Genomic DNA, 19,147 nt, shown 5'->3' with positions numbered 1-19,147 from the left:
ATAAACAAAAATAACAATCTAATGGAGATTGTTATTTTTGTTTATATATTCATCTAAAGCTTCTTTCCAACTTCTCCTAGGAATAAAGCCATTTATTCGAACTGACAAATCGCCTAAGACAGAATAAGCAGGACGTTTTGCAGGTCTTGAGAATTGATCTGAAGTTAATGGTTTAACTTTGATATCTTTATTAGCTAATTTAAATATTTCTTGAGCAAATTCAAACCAGGAACATGTTCCACTATTTGTACAATGGTAGATACCATATTTCTCCGTTTGCACTAATTCAATAATGAACTCTGCTAGGTCGACTGTATAGGTAGGAGATCCGACTTGGTCATGAACAACACCCAGTTCGGATTTTTCCTCAGCTAATTTTAGCATAGTCTTCACAAAATTAGGACCATACTCTCCATAAACCCATGCTGTACGTACAATAAAATATTTTGTGTTAAGCGTTTGTGTTAAAAACTCACCTGCATACTTTGATTGCCCATACACACCTAATGGATCTACATTCATATACTCATTATATGGAGAAGTTGCTTGTCCATTGAAAACATAGTCAGTACTAATGTAACAAATTTTTGCTCCAACTTTTTCTGCTGCAACAGTTAAATTCCGCTGCCCTACAGCATTTACTTGAAAAGCTAACTCTTCATTAGTTTCTGCTCCATCAACATTTGTATAGGCAGCAGCATTAATAATAATTTGGGGTTTGATATCATTACATACGGTTAGTACTCTCTCCGTATCTGTAATATCTAAATCAGTTTTAGTAAATACAAACAAATCGTGCTCACTATCAGTTAATTGTTTTACCAACTCTTGTCCTAGCTGCCCATTTGCACCTGTTACTATAATTTTCATTATAGCTTACCGCCATATTGTTCATCATAATAGTTTTGATAATCACCTGAAATGATGTTTTCCCACCAGTCTTTATTATCTAAATACCACCGTACAGTTTCTTTTAACCCTGTTTCAAATGTATACTTTGGCTCCCAGCCTAACTCTTTTTGAAGCTTCGTCGGATCGATGGCATAACGTCGATCATGACCTAAACGATCTTCTACATATTGGATTAATGATTCTGGCTTATCAAGCTGCTTTAACAGTTCTTTAACAACCTCTAAGTTCGTTTTTTCATTATGTCCACCTACATTATACACTTCGCCATTTATGCCTTTATGTAAAACTAAATCAATTGCACTGCAATGATCTGTTACATGTAACCAATCCCGGACATTCTTACCATCGCCATATACAGGAAGTTTTTTATCCTTTAAAGCATTAATAATCATTAAAGGAATTAGTTTTTCAGGGAAATGGAAGGGACCGTAATTGTTAGAGCAACGTGTAATATTTACTGGTAGACCAAATGTTTCATGATAAGCAAGCACTAAAAGGTCTGCTCCTGCTTTACTTGCACTATAAGGACTATTTGGAGCTAGTGGTGTTTGTTCAGTAAAATATCCATCTTCCCCCAACGAGCCATAGACTTCATCAGTTGATACTTGTAAATATTTTTTCACATTATATTTCTTTGCAGCGTCAAGTAATACCTGTGTTCCTTGAATATTCGTTTGTACAAATATTCCTGGGTTAGTAATACTACGGTCAACATGTGACTCTGCTGCAAAATTAATGATAGCATCTACACCATTCCCAATGACATGGTCCATTGTCTCTGCATCTATAATATCTGCTTTGACAAACTGATAATTAGGCTTACTCTCAGATTGCTTTAGGTTCTCTAAATTACCAGCATATGTTAAAGCATCCACATTAACAATCAAATATTCAGGATATTTATCAACCATGTAGTTAACAAAGTTACTACCAATAAAACCTGCTCCACCTGTTACTAGAATCTTCATATTATCATTCCTAACCTTTAAAAATAAATTGTCGTTCTAAATCCTTTAAATAAGGATGCTTTGTATCTTTGTCAGATAATATTGGATTTGACGTTGGCCAAGCTATATTTAAATCTGGATCATCCCAAGCAATCCCACGATCATGCTCTGGAGAATAATAATTATCTACCTTATAAAGAAACTCTGTATTTTCGACTAAAGTGCAATAGCCGTGGGCAAAGCCTTGCGGAATAAGTAATTGCCTCTTATTTCCTTCACTTAATATAAACCCTTCCCATTGGCCATACGTCGGAGATCCTTGACGAATATCCACAATAACATCATAAACGGCACCTCTTGTAACTCGTACAATCTTCGTTTGAGCAAAAGGTTCTAATTGATAATGTAAACCACGTAGAACACCACTCTCATTTGATAGCGCATGATTATCTTGTATAAAGTTAAATGTGAAACCATTTTCTTCAAATAGTTGGGCGTTATAAGTTTCCATAAAGAAGCCTCGATTATCCCCAAATACCTTTGGCTCAAAAAGATATGCATCTAATAATTTTGTCTTAATAAATCCCACAATAAAGGACCCCTTATAATTTTTTATTCGCCAATGAAATAAGATATTGACCATATCCATTTTTCTTTAACGGTTCGGCTAACTCTAATAGCTGCTCTTTAGAAATATACCCTTTACGGAAAGCAATTTCCTCTAAACATGCTACCTTTAAACTTTGTCTTCTTTCTATCGTTTCGATAAAAGTGGATGCTTCTAAAAGAGACTCATGCGTTCCTGTATCAAGCCATGCAAAACCACGACCTAATAATTCCACATGAAGATTTCCAGACTCTAAATATGCCTTGTTTATCTCCGTAATTTCAAGTTCTCCACGAGGAGATGGTTTAATAGACTTTGCAATTTCAACTACACGATTATCATAGAAATATAATCCTGTTACAGCATAACTAGACTTAGGTAATTCAGGTTTTTCTTCTATGGAAATTGCTTTACCCTCATTATCAAACTCAACAACTCCAAATCGTTCTGGGTCTTTAACATTATAGCCAAAAACTGTAGCTCCATTTTCTCGTGAAGCAGCTCGTTCTAACATTGCAGTAAATTTATGTCCATAGAATATATTATCTCCTAAAATTAAAGCAACAGACTCCGATCCAATAAATTCTTCCCCAATTATAAAGGCTTGAGCTAAGCCATCTGGTGACGGTTGGACAGCATATGATAAGCTTAATCCCAAATCCTGCCCATTACCTAATAATTGCTCAAAACGCGGGGTATCCTCAGGTGTTGAGATAATAAGAATTTCTTTAATGCCAGCTAGCATCAGTACTGACAAAGGATAATAAATCATTGGTTTATCATAAATTGGTAATAATTGTTTAGATACTGAGCGAGTTAAGGGGTATAAGCGTGTGCCGCTTCCTCCCGCTAAAATAATTCCCTTCAAAATGTTCCACTCCTGCAATTACTTATTTTTTCAAAATGTATTTTGATAATATAAATGTTAAAGGTATAGAAATTACTATAACTAAGATAGGTGCCATAACCTCATTAACAATATTATTTTTAACTAATAAATTAAGTACAATAACATTTATTATATATTGAACGATATACACTATCGGATATCCAATAGCCTTTTTAAACGTTAGTTTAACATTAAAAACATATTTTGCATTTAATAGAAACGAGATAACAATTCCACTGATGTAAGAAATGACATAAGCAAAATTATATCCTATATATGAAAGTAACGTTAGGTAGACGCAATAAGTTGCTACTGTATTAAAACCACCAACACATAAAAAACGAATAAATTCCTTATTCATACACTTCATCTACAATGAAGCCTGGTTTTTTCCGAGTCTCATCTAAGATCCTCCATAAATATTCTCCAATTATCCCGAGCATCATCATAATAATTCCTTGTAATAAAGTAATTAGTGCAATAATAGTTGTCCAACCTTGTACGGCTACATATCCAGCTAAGTATGCAACAATAGTAAATAATGCATAGATAAAACTCAATAAGGCAACTGCAAACCCAATCCCTGTCATAAAGCGGATTGGTGCATAAGAAAAACTCACAAATGAGTCAACAAAAAGTTTTATTTTTTTTGAAAAAGTCCAACGTGATTTACCATGTTTTCTTTCTTGTCGAACATATGGAATGAAGTCTTGATCATGACCAAGTGAAAAAATCAAACTCATAATATTTGTATTTTTTTCACTAATTAAAACTAATTCTTGAACAACTTGTTTATCGATAAGAACAAAATCAAAACCACCTTTTGGATAACCTTTAATAGCAAATCTATCCATCAAATAGTAATAAGTGTTTGAAAAAAGTTTTTGAGAAAAGCTTTCTTCACGATCAGTACGCGTTGCCATTACTACTTTTTTGCCACGTTCCCAACACTTAATCATATCTTCAAATAACTCTGGAGGATCTTGCAGATCTGCTGAAATAATACCTACACAATCTCCAGAAGTGTAATTTAATCCTGCCTGAATTGCTTGCATAGATCCATAATTTTTACTTAACTTTATTACTTTAATACTTGCATCTTTTTTCCTTTCTTCAAGTAATAATTTTAAAGAGTCATCTTTAGAGCCATCATCAACAAAAACAAATTCAAGATCGTAACTTGGGAATAGTTCTTTTAGTGATTGGAGTCTTGGTACTGTGTATGGGATATTTAATTCATTAAAGTAAATTGGAACTAATATAGAAAAAATCTTTTTACTCATAGCTATTGATTACCTCTACAACCTTCTTGGCTTCTTCAATGGTCATTACAGGACTTATTGGTAGGCTTAAAATTTCACTATGAATTTTCTCGGATATTTCAAAGCTTAAATGATTCCATTCTTTATAGGCCTCTTGTTTATGAGGTGGAATTGGATAATGGATAATTGTTTGAATAGAGTTTTCGAGCAAATATTTTTGAAGTCTATCACGTTCTTTTGTACGTACAACAAAAACATGCCATACATGCTGGGTATCAACTTCAACTGATGGAAGTATTATGTTGCTATTCTTAATATTTTCGAGATAATATTTTGCTATTTTTCGTCTATCATTATTTTCGCTAACTAAAAAATCTAACTTTACCGAAAGGACAGCAGCTTGAATTTCATCAAGTCTACTATTAATGCCTTTATATAAGTTTTCATATTTTTTATGGGAGCCGTAATTTCTAAAAGCTACCAGTTTTGTATATAGGGCTTCATCATTGGTCGTTATCGCACCGCCGTCCCCCAGTGCACCTAAATTTTTCCCTGGATAAAAACTAAAACCTGCTGCATCTCCAAGATTACCTACTTTTCCACCTCTATAAACTGCACCGTGCGCTTGAGCACAATCTTCTATAACTTTTAAATTATATTTTTTTGCAATTTCAATAATCGGTACCATGTCACAACTTTGTCCATATAAATGCACAACCATAATAGCTTTTGTTTTATTGGTAATATGCTTTTCAATATTAGCAGGATTAATATTATATGTACTTAAAGTAGGCTCTACTAAAACAGGTGTAGCACCATTAGAGGAAATAGCTAATATAGAAGCAATATAAGTATTAGATGGTACTAAGACTTCATCTCCTTCTCCAATATCGTAGGCCTTTACTATTAAAGAAAGTGCATCTAATCCGTTCGCTACGCCAATAGAATATTTTGTACCACAAAAGTCTGCGAATTTCTTTTCAAATTCACGCACAGAATCACCTAGAATATACCAACCAGATTTTAAAACCTTATCTAATGCATGGCTAATGGCATCATAATGTTTTTCATTCATTTTTTTTAAATCTAAAAATTGAATCATTTACTATTCACCCTTCATTTTAAATGTATCACTTCTCCAGTAAGAGCTTTTTTATATATTTTGCCACAACTACATTCAGCTTTTTCAGAAATAAAATGTAGTTTCTCTGTACATTCACAAATATGATATTTAAATTTCGCTGGATTACCAAATACTAATGAGTACGCAGGAACATCTTTTGTTACAACTGAACCTGCACCTACCATTGCAAACTTGCCGATAGTATTTCCAGCTATAATAACACTGTTAGCACCTACACTTGCTCCTTCTGCAACTAAAGTTTTCATAAATGACTCAGGATATTGCTTACTTCGTGGCATTAAATCATTAGTAAAAACTACATTAGGCCCTAAAAATGTATTATTTTCGATTTTAACGCCATTCCAAATATAGATCCCTGATTTTATGGTTACGTTGTCTCCTATTTCTACATCATTTTCGATAAAACAATGATCACAAATATTACAATTAGCTCCAATTTTAGCTCCTTCTAAAATGTGTACAAAAGCCCACACGCGAGTATTATCACCTATCTCTTTGGTTTCGATTAAAGCGTGGGAGTGCTGATAAAATTCCCCCATATTATACCTCCTGTGTTTTTTTAGAATAAACTTCTAAAAATTTATTATAATCTCTAATATAATCCTCACTATCATATAATTCTGAGGCAAGCACTAAAAGCACACAATCTTCTGAGAAATCATACATCTCATGCCAATCGTTTGGTTCCAAAATCAGGACTTTATTGGGTGCATCTAAAAGTACTTCATCTGTTCTAATTGTATTATCTAAAAACACTTTACATGAACCTGAAACGCTAATTAATGCTTGTCTAGTTTTATAATGTGCATGAAAGCCTCTACATACTCCTTGTTTTGTACTATAAATATAAAATATTCTTTTTACTTCAAAAGGTACATGAACTTGGTTTTCTATAACTGATAGGTTTCCGCGATCGTCTCCTAATATATCTATCTCTAAAATTCTACTTAAGTTCATCACTATGCCCCCTCACCTACTAATATCTAAGATACAGTTCTGTTTTTTAGAATTTTTATGCTAGCAACCTGATACCTGATATCTCTCTGCTTAATACTCAATTTTATACAACGAATATTTTGAATAAAAAATAAACTTGAGCCTATTTACTATACTATTTTAATTTAATAATGCCTTCACTCGCTCTAAGCTATCAAAAAAATAATTATTACTATCATCAATTTTTATAGCCTGTTCATAATAAGATAAAGCTATAGTATAATCTCCCATACTTTCTTTTAACTGTCCCATAAAATAACTTGGGTAAGGATTTTCACCTTTTGCTTTTTCCACTGCCTTAAGTAAAAATGATTCCGCATTTGCAAAATCCTTTATATTTAAGTATTTTTTCCCCAACTCCATGTTTAAGTACCAGTCATCATTTTCCTCAAGTTGCTTTAATAATGTATTAATTTCAGGGTATAAAATTTGCACTCTATGTTCCTTAATAATCTCTAGTTCTTCAGAGTTTGAATTGACATAATATTTTTTCAAAATACCGTCAGTATCATAAACAAAGATTTTATTATATTCTTCAATATTTACATTCCCAATATTTTTCAACTTTGTATACTTAGTATCATCTTCTATTCCCGTATTAAGCACTGTTAAATTCACCTTAATATCGAAAGTATCTTTTACAAAATACATAGATTTATACCAAGTTTCTTCAGTATTATATAGTCCTGTAATCAATACTTTATCTTCTGGTTCAATATGCTCTTTTACAAAATTTAAACTTTTATATATATTTTTATTAACATTTTCCGGAAAGACTGCCCACATGTTATCAGTATAATCATTTTTGTATCCTAATGTAGTTGTAAAATTCAGTATTAAAATCAATGTTAAAATACTATTTACTACTCTTTTATCAATATTAATAGAAGATAAAACTAATATAACCGAACTTATTAATGGAACTGCTACCCAAACATAATGTGGTACCACATGGTTAGGTAATACCGAATAAGGAATATAAGCTGATAAACCTATTGCTAACATCATTATAATTTCTAATATAAATTTTTTCTTGACTATAGATAACATAAACACTAAAAAAATGATTGAAATAATATAGAAATTAACCCCACCTTTTAAATAATATAAAAATGTTTTAAATAAGGAAATCATATCGTAAGAAACAAAGTAAGGAGAGTCTTTATCTGGACTAAAACTTACAAATGCACTTCCAATAATTTTACTTCTAATTAACGTAAGTATTAGTAATAAGATACTTGAAATTGTTAAGTAAATAGCATATTTCCTTTTATTATTTTTATTAATGAGAACTTGGAAAATGAAAAATACTATGATTGATAATCCATAAGTTTCTTTTGTCAATAGCGATAATAATACAAATAAACTTATGAATATTGACTTCCTTAAATTAATTTCATACTTATACCAAATTAAAATAGCAACTAAGAAAAAGAAAAGTGCTATTGTACTAAAGATATCATATGTATAATTTATGTAAAATGTTGGGTGAGAAAAAATTAATAGTAAAAAAATAAGTTTCAAATATGTACTTATATTATTTCCCATAATATTTCGATAAATCTTAAATATTAAAAGAATATTAAGTATAGTTATTACAATACCGAAAAGTAATATAGATTTGTAGCTCACCATACCCACTAAACTTAATAAAAAATCTCCAACCACTCTAGATGAAACAAAAAAATCCCAGAATGTATTTCCTTGAAAATCTCTATAATAATCAATTTGATCTGAATGATGAGGTAAAACAGGATTGAAATACCCCGGGAAAATATATCTAAGGCTCAAAAAGTAACAAATGAATATCAGAGTAATATCTCCCACATTTCCTTTTAATAAATATTTCAATGAAGCTTGTTTCATTTATTTATTTAACTCCTTTATATATATCATGAATTTTTTAATATAGGTAAAAGCTCTATTAATACATTTTCCCAACAATATTGTGATACCCATTCAATATTATTTTCTAACGGTCTTTGCAATAACAATTTCAAACTTTCATGTATACTTTCTGCAAAAAAAGGATTACAGTATTCTGCATAACACGAAAAATATTCTTTGGTAGGTTCTGTATCCGATACTGCTATCGGTAACCCTAAAGTAAGTGCTTCTAAAGAAGCCAAACCAGGAGTTTCTATAAAACTAGGTTGAATATGGCCTTGACTACCTTTCAATATTTTAAAAACTTCTTCTTGTGGGAGGTGTTCTAAAAAATATATATTTGATCCAGATATAGATTTCAAAGTTTTAAAATAATCTTCATAACCATAAGATGTTTTACCAATTAAAACAATATTGATATTTTCTAAGTTAGCTGCTTTCACTAAGTTTAATTGATTCTTTCTTGGACCAATACCACCCACACAGCAAATATAATTTTCAGGTAAATTATATTTTTCTTTTATAAAATCATCTTTCTCAATGTTCTCTAATTTGTTTAAATCAATACCATTATAAATCACCTTTACATTTTTATTTAATTGGTCTAATTTAAAATTATCGTTTAAATGATTCCATTCTGCATATGAATTAGGGCAAACATAATATGCATTTTTTATAATATCACTGATACACTGTTTTATATTAAATAACTCTGTTTCTTTAATCATAAAAAAGTCTATAATTCCATTATTGTTTTTTAAAAATTTAATAGCCCTTATATAAGATTTTAAAAAATCGGGCATAATTTTTTTTGCTATCATTCTCATATTAAATTGAACTGGCATTTTCAACGAATCCAAGTTCCAATAAACTGGGAATAAGATATATGGCTTGCTATATTTTTGACAAGCTTTCATACATGCATAAGCCTCTAATGGATTTGTTAAATTAAAGATAAAAATATAATCATAACCACTTAAATTTTCTAATGGATTGTCACTCACTGTTACATTAAAATTATGATTGATTAAAAAATCCTTTATAGCATTAATCTGTACGGTATCTCCACCAGGAAATTTTGAAGAATTTATTCGATCAAAAATTAATATTTTTTTTTTCATATTTCCTCTCAAATAATTTCATTTATTTTTTTTACACGTTTTTGCCATGTGTGTTGCTCTGCTACTTTACGATGCATTTCAATATGATTCTTTTCTTCTCCCATGTCTAGGGCAACTTTAATTTGTCTTTCAAATTCTTCTTTTGTGTCTCCTATAAAGACGCCTTCAATCTCTAAAACTTCTGGCAAAGGTGTACTAACTACACACTTTCCTCCTGCCAAATATTCAAAAACTTTAACTGGAGAAGTACTCAATGTAATCTCATTAATTAAAAACGGTAAAATTGCTACATCAAACAGGCTTAATAAATGCGGTATTTTATTATATGAAACTCTTTTCAATACCTTAACTTTACCTATTTGCTTTAATTCCTCTACCTGCATTTCAACTGTAGGATAAACCTCTCCCACTAATACAATAGTCCAATCTGGATTAGATTTGGCTATATATTTAACTGTATCAAAATCAAACCATTCAGCAATCGCACCATAATAACCAATAATTTTTTTATCTGCTGCTTTGATTTTTTCTAATTCTGGCCAATCAAATAAATCATAATTCATAAAATCTTCTATCATAACAGCATTCGGTAAGTATAAAACATCTTTATTGAATATAGATAAATCATTTTTTATTGACTTTGCTGTAGCTAATAGACAATTACAATCTACAACAGATTTCTCAAAATCTATAAAAATGTTATCATACGCATCAAATGTATCTATATAGTCTATGCAATCATATATCTTATATAGATTCGAATATAGCCCTTCCCAATTACTAATTGTTTTTAATTGATGTGGCCAATATTGCCAAACAAAGACTTGCTCGTTTGCACAACTTTGTATTAATGTTGTTCCATTATTGTTATCATTGAATAAATACAAATTAGGCTCTACTTCTAATAAGCCCCGAACAAACCAATCTGGCTCATATGGAAATGATGTATCTGTCATATAAAAAACAAGATGACCCTCTTTTGCTAAGGCTCTAGCAATTTGTTGAGGTCTTTGAAACATATAGCCCCATGGACAAGATGGAGAAGGGAAAATAAATATTCTCCCCTTGTTCCCCTCTAAAACATTCAGTATTTGGTTTTTTAAAACAGATTCTTTTGGAAATCTTAGAACTTTTCCTTTAACACTACGAGGCAATTTATTGATAATCTTTCTTTGTATTATCTCTGGTTTATTTTGTAATACTCTCGATATTCTCTCTATTAATTCCATAAGATTTTACCTCTATTTAAATATTACTAGCCTACATTAAATCCTTTATATCTTTAACCTGTTCCTTAATTGCATTCAATTTACTAGCATCAATAAAATCATTAAATTGAATTTTTTCATGGAAGGTAACTTTTGATATAAGATCAATTGTATTAGTTATATATAGATTTTCTGTCACCTTTCTAAGTCCGTGATACTCTTCAGCATTGTATAGTTTTGTAACAACTATCACTAACTTATTATCTTCAATTTTATTTTCTACAAATTGTTTAAGTAATAAATTGTCACTTGACCATTCACCGATAATTACAATAAGATCTTTTTGTATTTCTTTGACCTTAGTAGCAATAGATGTTGAATCAACTAAATTTAAGAATAAGGAATTTGGAGGTTTAGGCATAGCCCAGTTTTTATTCCATTTTTGTTCAAAATAGCTTCTGTTTTTTTCCCAAATATTCCTGTAATGCTCTGACTGTAATTTTTTGAAACTAACACTACCATGATGATAAATAAAAACATCTTCAACAATTACTAATTTATAACCTAAACTTTTTACTTTCTCACAGTAATCATCATCTTCAAACATTCCGATTCCATAATTTATATCTAAGTCCCCAGCTTTTTCATACACTTCTTTTTTTATAGCTACACAGTAAAAGCCTAATAAATCTGTATACCTAAAGTTCCCCTTATTAAATCGATTAAAATCTTGTAGCCATAAATTAGACGGGCCAGAAATAGGATTTGCTATACAAAAATCTAACATTTGATCATTTCCTACAGAATTTGAAACTGGGCCAGCCATACCAATATGATGATTTTCTACTAAAGGCTTAATTAATTTTTCAATCCAATTTTGTGTTACGATTGTATCATTATTTAATAAAATAATGTATTCGCCCGTAGCTAAATTACAGCCTGCTTTATTTCCTCCTGCAAATCCTAAATTGACTGGTGAAAATAGTACCTTAATATTAGGATTTGCAATTCGAGCTAATTGTAATTTAGTCTCATCTGTCGAATTATTATCCACAATAATAATCTCAAAGTTTGAATATTCATTGTTACGAATCAAACTTTCTAAACATTGTTTCGTATATGACCAATTATTATATGTAACAATTACTATACTTACCTTAGGCTGTTGATTTATTAAATATTGTTTTATTTCGTGATATCTAGTTTCCCAGGTATTATTAGCAGCGTATTTTTTTCTTTCCTCAACTAATTGCTTATTATTTTCACTTAAACTTTGTTGAATACTAGTCTCAAAATCTTCTACTGTATCAGCTAAGTATACCAATTCTTTCATGTATTCCAGTTCAGGTAGTTTTGTTGAAACAACAGGTTTACCTGCCGCCAAATATTCATATACTTTCACAGGGTTCGTAGCTAATGTTAAATTATTTATTAAAAATGGAATTAAACATACATCGAACTTATATAAGTAACTAGGTAAGCTTTCATAGGTAACCTCACCTGTTAAAATAACATTTGGCATTTTCTCTACATGGGAAACATCACAACCAAATGTATTTCCTACTAAAACAAATGTCCAACTTGGATTTCGTTTTGCTAATTTTCTAATTAGCTCAATGTCAAACCATTCTGAGATAGCCCCATAGTAGCCAATAATTGGTCCCTTTAAATCTCTCACTTCACCAGCAAAATCTGTTGTTTTTTTTGAAAAATGATTATATTCTCCTGCATTTCGGACAAGAAGAGTATTTGGGTTTTTTTGTATCATTTTTTCATATAACCTTTGAGATGAAGCTAATACTATATCTGATGAATAAATCAAATTTTCTTCATTAGATAGCATTTCACTTGAGTTTGTTGAAAATCCCTCATGGTCATCCATACAATCATAAATTGTAATATTATTATCTAGACTTAATGAGACATTTGCCCAAAATGGTAGATCTAGAATTGAATATGTTGCACCAATATTGAATTTTAACTTTAGATACTCTATAGATTGATTAATAATTTGAAGATCTTCTCCTTCAATTTTATCCTTATATGCATTTAAAGGGTTGTTTGAACATAATTTCACCCAATAAATATTAGGCTGTAACTCTTTAATAATGGTATGCTTAGCTATTTCTTCAATAGTAGGCTGGGTGTTTTTCAAACCATAAGTTTCAATTGAAAAATAAAATACCCTATGTCCATTTTTTTCGAATTGCACAGATATTTGTTGAGGACGTTGCCACCTAAAATCCCATTCAATTACAGGAAACCTAAATAAATCAATTTGTTTAGGATATGCTGCAAATAATTCACTATTATCTATAGTAGAGAGTTCACTGGATGATGAAAGTTCCAAAGTATAATCCGGAATTTTGTAATGTTCTATTTTTTGTAATTGTATGGGACTAAATCTTGCTAATTCTAAATTTTTTGGCACTGGTCTCTTTTTTATTTTTAGTTTCAACCACTGCAAAAATTGTTTTTTTTCACTAGTATTTCCTTTTAAAAATTGCTCATTAATTCTTCTTGCTAAACACATTAATTTCCAGGCTTTAGTAGACTGTACTACTTCAAGTCTATTATTATAGTCTAAAGAGTTTTGATAATAATGCTCGTTCAACCTCTTGTGTAATTCTAAGTATTCTTGGATATCTATTTTATCATTATTAGTCATTACTTTTTCACCGCTTTTCTAATCAGTGCCATTGATATTCTCTCTTATATAAGTTGAAACTTCTTCAATTTTTTTATTCAATTCTTCAATTATTTGGTTTTTCTCGAGTATTTGTTCATATAAAGATTTCCCCCACAAGGAAACCTCATTAATTTTTTGATTTTGGTCGAGAATTAATTGGTCTTTGTCTTCTAGATCTATTTGTTGTTTTTGAACAAATGCTGATATCTTCTCAACTTTCACATTCAATTCCTCAATCAAACTATCTTTCTCTTTAACTTCCCTTGAAAGCTCGCTTCCCCAATCACTTAATCGCAAAATTTCTCTTTTTTGCTCATGAAGTCTCTCGTTTACACTTTTCATATACTCTAAATCAGAACTCAAAGTAACTATAGAACTTATATTGTTTTTTTCAGTTAATAAGGTTTGCTTAGTATAAATAACAACAGCTTGCTTCCCATCCCATAAACTGTTTTGAATTAAACGACAATCAATCTCTTTAAAATAAGAAACCACAAACTCATTTATTCCAATTGGAAAACTATCATAGTTGAAAGTATAAAAATGTTCACTTAGGCGCTCTACCTCTTGAAATGGAACCATAATAATTAAATGCTGTTTTGTCTTCTCTAACAATTTTTCAACTATTTCAAATGGGTTATTGAAGTGCTCTAAAACATTGGAAGTGAAAATGATATCGTAAAATTTAGACAAATTATAAATATCATCCTTGAAAAATCTGATATCAGGGTATAATTCTTTTGCTTTTTCAATTGCAACCTCTGAAAAATCAATGCCATCAATATTAATAGTTTGATATTTCTGTTTAAATTTATAGGCACCTTGACCTTCCGCACACCCTGCATCACACACTGTTACATTTCCCTGTAGCGTATTTTTCATCCATTCTGGTAAATTATTCATTAATATGTCCACGAAGAAATTTGTTTGCTGATGACCATCCATCTCTTCCCAATCATTAATAAATCTCTCATCCCAATACTCATTACTATTAATATCTAATTTACTCATTATTTTTTCCCCCTCATCTTCATAAATTACTATTTGAAGTTCACATGTTGTTTGATCTGAGGTTGTACTAATGAAAAGAACCTTTTATTCCCTAGGACTTTAAAAACAACAGCATTTTCGATAAAATCGTAATAACTCGGATTATTGTTGCTTCGATCTTCTGCTGATAACACAAGTGAGTAGTCACCAGGTGTCAAAATATTTTCAAGTTCAAATTGCACTTCAACAAACTTATTATTCGAATGGTTTGCAAAACTAACTCCTTCATCAAAAGTCGTTGATACAATTAAATCAAGCCCATGTTTATTTCTAAAGCTAAAGGCAAACCCTAAATTTTCAAAATCTATATCAGTATCTATTACTTCTGCTATAAGCTTGATTGAGATTCTTTCGCCCCAATATAGAATATCCGTATCCTCGTCTAACTGATTAAAAATATTGAAATCCCTAATTAAAACCTTATGATTTCCCCATCTGATTAGTTCTTTTTTAGGCTCTTTTTCTTTGAGCTTTACCTTTTTAACATTTGCCAAGTTTTCAGCTTTTTCTTCTAAAAATAAACTTTTTACATATTCTGATGTTATTTCACTTGGGCTTCCTTCTTTAATAATCTCTCCATATTGAAGCCAAATAACTCTACTACAAAAACTACGAATAGCCTGAACATCATGTGTTACTAGAATCACGGTAACACCTTTCGCTACTAATTTTTTCATATGATTCATGCATTTTAGTGAAAATGCCGCATCCCCTACAGCTAATGCTTCGTCAACTATTAGAATCTCTGGATCTATGCATGCTTGTACTGCATAAGCTAATCTAACAAACATACCACTCGAATATAGTTTTACTGGATGATATATGAAATCACCAATATCAGCAAAATCCAATATTTCCTGAAGCTTATCATCTATTTGCTTCTTTGAGAATCCAAGAATTGTAGCATTTAAATAAATATTCTCAAGGCCTGTGTATTCTGGATTAAACCCCGCCCCAAGCTCTAATAACGCAGATATTTTACCTTTAACCTCTAACTCTCCACTTGTTGGAGTTATTATTCCTGTAAGTATTTTCAAAAGCGTAGATTTTCCAGAACCATTTTTACCAATCAGCCCAATTGTCTCCCCACGTTTTATTTCTAATGATACGTTTTTTAAAGCGGAGAACTCTTTATAATATTTTTTTTTATTTATAAAGATAGCTTCTTTCAAACGGTCCATTTTATTTTCATATAATTTATAATCTTTTGTAAGATTTTTTATACTAATAACAATTTCATTTTCCATTCTATTTGCTCCTTATAGTGAATCAGCAAAATGCGGACGTAATCTTTTAAAAATAGTTCTACCTATTATCAACATGATAATTGTAATAGTCCAAAAATAAATAGTTAAATAAGGATGTTCCCAAAACCATGTTTTATATATAAGTGCCTCTCTATAGCCATTAATAATATAATAAAAAGGATTTAATTTTAAATAAAAATTGTACTTCTCTGGAATTTGTTCTAAGGACCAAAAGATAGGTGTTAGCCAGAAACCAAACTGTAAAATTACACTTATTATTTGACCTATATCTTTCAAAAATATTATTAAAGCAGATGAAATAAAAATAATCCCCGTTACTAGAACACATACTGCCAAACAGTAGTAAATTATTTGCAAACTATACAGATCCAAAGAATACCCATAAGAGAGAAAAATCCCAATAACAAAGATAATGAAAGCGAAATGTATAACTAATCCAGAAATTACTTTAACAAGAGGTAATAACTCAACTTTAAAAACTACTTTTTTCACCAAATAATCATTCTCAATAACGGAATTTGTTCCATTATTTAATACATCAGTTATAAAAAACCACGGTATCATTCCACAGGTTAACCATAAGATAAAAGGAAAATTATCTACTGGAGCAGATTTAAACCCTACCTCAAACACAAACCAGAAAACACCAATTGTAATAATTGGTGTAACAAAAGCCCATAGTATACCCAAATATGAACCTACATATTTCTTTTTAAAGTCTTTTAAAGTTAAATCTATTAATAGTCTTATATTACTCATAATTTTTATACCTCATCGATATGCTCAGAAGTTAAATCCTCGCTTCCTTTTTTTTGCATGATACCTAAAATTATAAATAACGGTGCAGCTGTTCCTGGCAATGTATCATTAAACACGGCTTGACACAAAAATGCTAACGTGGCTACGGCTAATACAATAGTGCTAGTCTTTCCGTTTAAAACTGCCTTTAGGCTTCTTCCTACTACAATTAAAATCAATGCTAAAAATGCGACAAAACCAATAATTCCTGTACCATATAATATACCCAGATACATATTATGAGGTTTATCTACAATTACTTCTTGAGTTTCAAGATTCGCTCTTGCATCTTTATTATTGTGAGGGAAATTATAAATTAATGTGTCTAAACCATAACCTAACATTGGTCGGTCCTTTACTAAATCGATTATATAAGACCATATATAAACACGTCCGGAACCTGCACCCACTCCACTCTCAGCAGGAGCTGGCAGTTCAAATTGAGCATCGGCTGCATATACACGATTATCCCAATTAAATATGTCACTATTAAAAGATATTGATTCTTCTTGATATGGATTACTTGAAATAAAGAAACCAAATGACTCATCCCATACTTTAGCGTTTTCCTTGGCAAGCAAATGAACTCCTGCTACAGAAGCTATACAAAATACAATTACTTGCCCTAAAGCAAACATTTTTTTGTCATGCTTAAATGCTATCCATAAAATGATAGGTAACATGACAACCATAGTTAAGAAACCGCTTGTTGATAGAGACATTAATACAATCAATATTGACAAAATTGATAAAACAAAGCTAGAAATTTTATCGAGCATATTTTTACTTACTATGCTATTCACTAAAAACATAGTTGCTATAATTGCAAACATCCCACTCATATAGTTACCATGGTTTAATGTTCCTACTAGATGAGAACCTTCAGAAAGATTCACATCACCTGGAAGAAATAAAGTTACTAACTTATTCATCCATCCATGTTGTAAAAGATCATTACCAGTAAAATTAAAACTAATAATGATAAAATTAATGATTGTTAATGGTGTAAAGGCATAAGTTACATATTTAACTACCTTTTTCGGATATTCGATATTCATCGCAATAAAAAATAATGCTAAATAGCAAAGCCAACTAATAGCCCCATCTGAACGGTTATATTGACCGTGTAATGCAATAGTGATGTTTGGTGAAAAGATTGTTGATAACACAATTATTACAGCAAATGCTCCTATAGCATAATTTAGTTTTGTTTTTCGAATTCTGCCATTCATAAATAAAATTTTCGCCATAAATAGTAATGTTGCTAACACCGTAATAATGACAACAACTAGTGCTTTGTAGTGTGTGAAAAGATCACCTTTCTCCCCTCCCATTAATGTACTAATATTTGTAATCAATGGTGACTGGACCTCTATTACACTCCCCAAAACAATTAGTGGGACAAATCCAATTACAATAAGAAGTAACCCAAAAATCCACTTATCCATAGATTTTTGTGATTGAATATCCTCCTCAACATCATGATAGGCAACTTTTTCGTAAAACTTACTCATTATCCGTACCTTCCTTTGATTGTGAATTTTCAACCTGTGCTAATAATGATGTTACATATTCTTGATAGTCAGGAATATCTTCCAATGTCCACTGCGCTTCCTGACAACGTAATAACACGATTCTTGCTTCTTCAAACTTTTCTGCACCTAAAAATATTTCTCCCATTTGGAGCATAAACTTCGGGTCTTCTACCTTATATGGATTAATATCTAAAACTTTTTGCATATATATTGATGCTTGCTTCATATCACCATTTCGGGCATTTATTAGACCAGCTACATAATTACCAACTTCTGAATTCGGCTGTTTTTTTAATACTTCTGAAAGCATTGCTATTGAACCTTCTAAATCACCATCTGTTTGTAATTGTATAGCTTGATTATATAAAGTCTCAGACATCAAAAATTCTTCATCTTGTTTGCTTGCTAAAACAGTCGCCACTATTAATCCTACTACAACCAATGTGACAATCCCTGACAAAATATATTTTCTTATGGATTCCGTGAATGTCATTATAAGTCTACCTTCCTCGAATTATGTATTTTTACACATAGAATCATTATACTATAAAATTACAGTCATATATAGGATATAGTGCCAATTAAAATTGGAACGATATTACTTTATTCAATTAAAATAAAAGAAATTGTAGATTACCTATTTATGCAGAATATAAAATCTCTCGAGAATACAACCCTCTTGAAATAATATAAAAATGATAGGATGAAGGTTTTAAGTGAAATTCAAATTTAGTTTATAAGTATTGCCTTATTAAACTCTTGAAGGGGGATCACAAAAGATAATCACCGATAAGTGACCAGCAAAAGAGGATGTAATGGGATACTTTACTTATT

18 protein-coding genes are annotated in these 19,147 nt (G+C 30.6%); all 18 read right to left on the bottom strand.

Annotated features, from left to right (window positions below; genetic code table 11):
* Positions 1–18: 18 nt before the first annotated feature.
* Complete coding sequence (rfbD, locus tag B3D94_RS05135; protein ID WP_291755375.1) at positions 19–870, bottom strand: dTDP-4-dehydrorhamnose reductase; 852 nt, start codon at positions 868–870, stop codon at positions 19–21.
* Entirely contained in the window at positions 870–1,880 is a 1,011-nt protein-coding gene (gene rfbB / locus B3D94_RS05130; RefSeq protein ID WP_069480034.1) for a dTDP-glucose 4,6-dehydratase, read from the bottom strand. The genes rfbD and rfbB overlap by 1 nt, the downstream gene beginning before the upstream one ends.
* Before the next feature lie 10 nt (positions 1,881–1,890).
* Positions 1,891–2,448: a dTDP-4-dehydrorhamnose 3,5-epimerase gene (gene rfbC / locus B3D94_RS05125; protein ID WP_069480033.1), complete on the bottom strand. Its 558-nt coding sequence runs from the start codon at positions 2,446–2,448 to the stop codon at positions 1,891–1,893.
* 13 nt (positions 2,449–2,461) lie between these two features.
* Positions 2,462–3,334, bottom strand: a complete 873-nt coding sequence (gene rfbA, locus B3D94_RS05120) for a glucose-1-phosphate thymidylyltransferase RfbA (RefSeq protein WP_291755371.1) — start codon at positions 3,332–3,334, stop codon at positions 2,462–2,464.
* Between the two features lie 22 nt (positions 3,335–3,356).
* Positions 3,357–3,716: a GtrA family protein gene (locus B3D94_RS05115; protein ID WP_232540440.1), complete on the bottom strand. Its 360-nt coding sequence runs from the start codon at positions 3,714–3,716 to the stop codon at positions 3,357–3,359.
* Positions 3,709–4,638 (bottom strand): glycosyltransferase family 2 protein, encoded by a 930-nt coding sequence (locus B3D94_RS05110; protein WP_069480031.1) that lies wholly within the window; start codon positions 4,636–4,638, stop codon positions 3,709–3,711. Before B3D94_RS05110 ends, B3D94_RS05115 begins: the two co-directional genes overlap by 8 nt.
* Positions 4,631–5,719 (bottom strand): DegT/DnrJ/EryC1/StrS family aminotransferase, encoded by a 1,089-nt coding sequence (locus tag B3D94_RS05105; protein ID WP_069480030.1) that lies wholly within the window; start codon positions 5,717–5,719, stop codon positions 4,631–4,633. Before B3D94_RS05105 ends, B3D94_RS05110 begins: the two co-directional genes overlap by 8 nt.
* A gap of 14 nt (positions 5,720–5,733) precedes the next feature.
* Positions 5,734–6,300 (bottom strand): acyltransferase, encoded by a 567-nt coding sequence (locus tag B3D94_RS05100; RefSeq protein WP_069480029.1) that lies wholly within the window; start codon positions 6,298–6,300, stop codon positions 5,734–5,736.
* 1 nt (position 6,301) lies between these two features.
* Entirely contained in the window at positions 6,302–6,718 is a 417-nt protein-coding gene (locus B3D94_RS05095) for a sugar 3,4-ketoisomerase (protein WP_025114732.1), read from the bottom strand.
* A gap of 159 nt (positions 6,719–6,877) precedes the next feature.
* A complete protein-coding gene (locus B3D94_RS05090; protein WP_069480028.1) occupies positions 6,878–8,623 on the bottom strand; it encodes a tetratricopeptide repeat protein in 1,746 nt (581 codons plus the stop codon).
* Between the two features lie 26 nt (positions 8,624–8,649).
* A complete protein-coding gene (locus tag B3D94_RS05085) occupies positions 8,650–9,765 on the bottom strand; it encodes a glycosyltransferase (RefSeq protein ID WP_069480027.1) in 1,116 nt (371 codons plus the stop codon).
* Between the two features lie 8 nt (positions 9,766–9,773).
* Complete coding sequence (locus tag B3D94_RS05080) at positions 9,774–10,994, bottom strand: glycosyltransferase (RefSeq protein ID WP_291755362.1); 1,221 nt, start codon at positions 10,992–10,994, stop codon at positions 9,774–9,776.
* Positions 10,995–11,025: 31 nt separating this feature from the next.
* Positions 11,026–13,641: a glycosyltransferase gene (locus tag B3D94_RS05075; RefSeq protein ID WP_069480025.1), complete on the bottom strand. Its 2,616-nt coding sequence runs from the start codon at positions 13,639–13,641 to the stop codon at positions 11,026–11,028.
* 18 nt (positions 13,642–13,659) lie between these two features.
* Positions 13,660–14,673, bottom strand: a complete 1,014-nt coding sequence (locus B3D94_RS05070) for a class I SAM-dependent methyltransferase (RefSeq protein ID WP_069480024.1) — start codon at positions 14,671–14,673, stop codon at positions 13,660–13,662.
* 29 nt (positions 14,674–14,702) lie between these two features.
* Positions 14,703–15,959, bottom strand: a complete 1,257-nt coding sequence (locus B3D94_RS05065) for an ABC transporter ATP-binding protein (protein WP_069480023.1) — start codon at positions 15,957–15,959, stop codon at positions 14,703–14,705.
* Positions 15,960–15,971: 12 nt separating this feature from the next.
* A complete protein-coding gene (locus B3D94_RS05060; RefSeq protein WP_291755357.1) occupies positions 15,972–16,739 on the bottom strand; it encodes an ABC transporter permease in 768 nt (255 codons plus the stop codon).
* 5 nt (positions 16,740–16,744) lie between these two features.
* A complete protein-coding gene (locus B3D94_RS05055; RefSeq protein WP_291755354.1) occupies positions 16,745–18,292 on the bottom strand; it encodes an O-antigen ligase family protein in 1,548 nt (515 codons plus the stop codon).
* Positions 18,285–18,806, bottom strand: coding sequence for a tetratricopeptide repeat protein (locus tag B3D94_RS05050; RefSeq protein WP_069480020.1), 522 nt, complete (start codon positions 18,804–18,806; stop codon positions 18,285–18,287). Before B3D94_RS05050 ends, B3D94_RS05055 begins: the two co-directional genes overlap by 8 nt.
* Positions 18,807–19,147: the final 341 nt, after the last annotated feature.

This window comes from Lysinibacillus sp. UBA5990, assembly GCF_002429815.1.
Classification (GTDB): Bacteria; Bacillota; Bacilli; order Bacillales_A; family Planococcaceae; genus Lysinibacillus; species Lysinibacillus fusiformis.
This window is presented reverse-complemented; position numbering and strand designations above follow the sequence as displayed.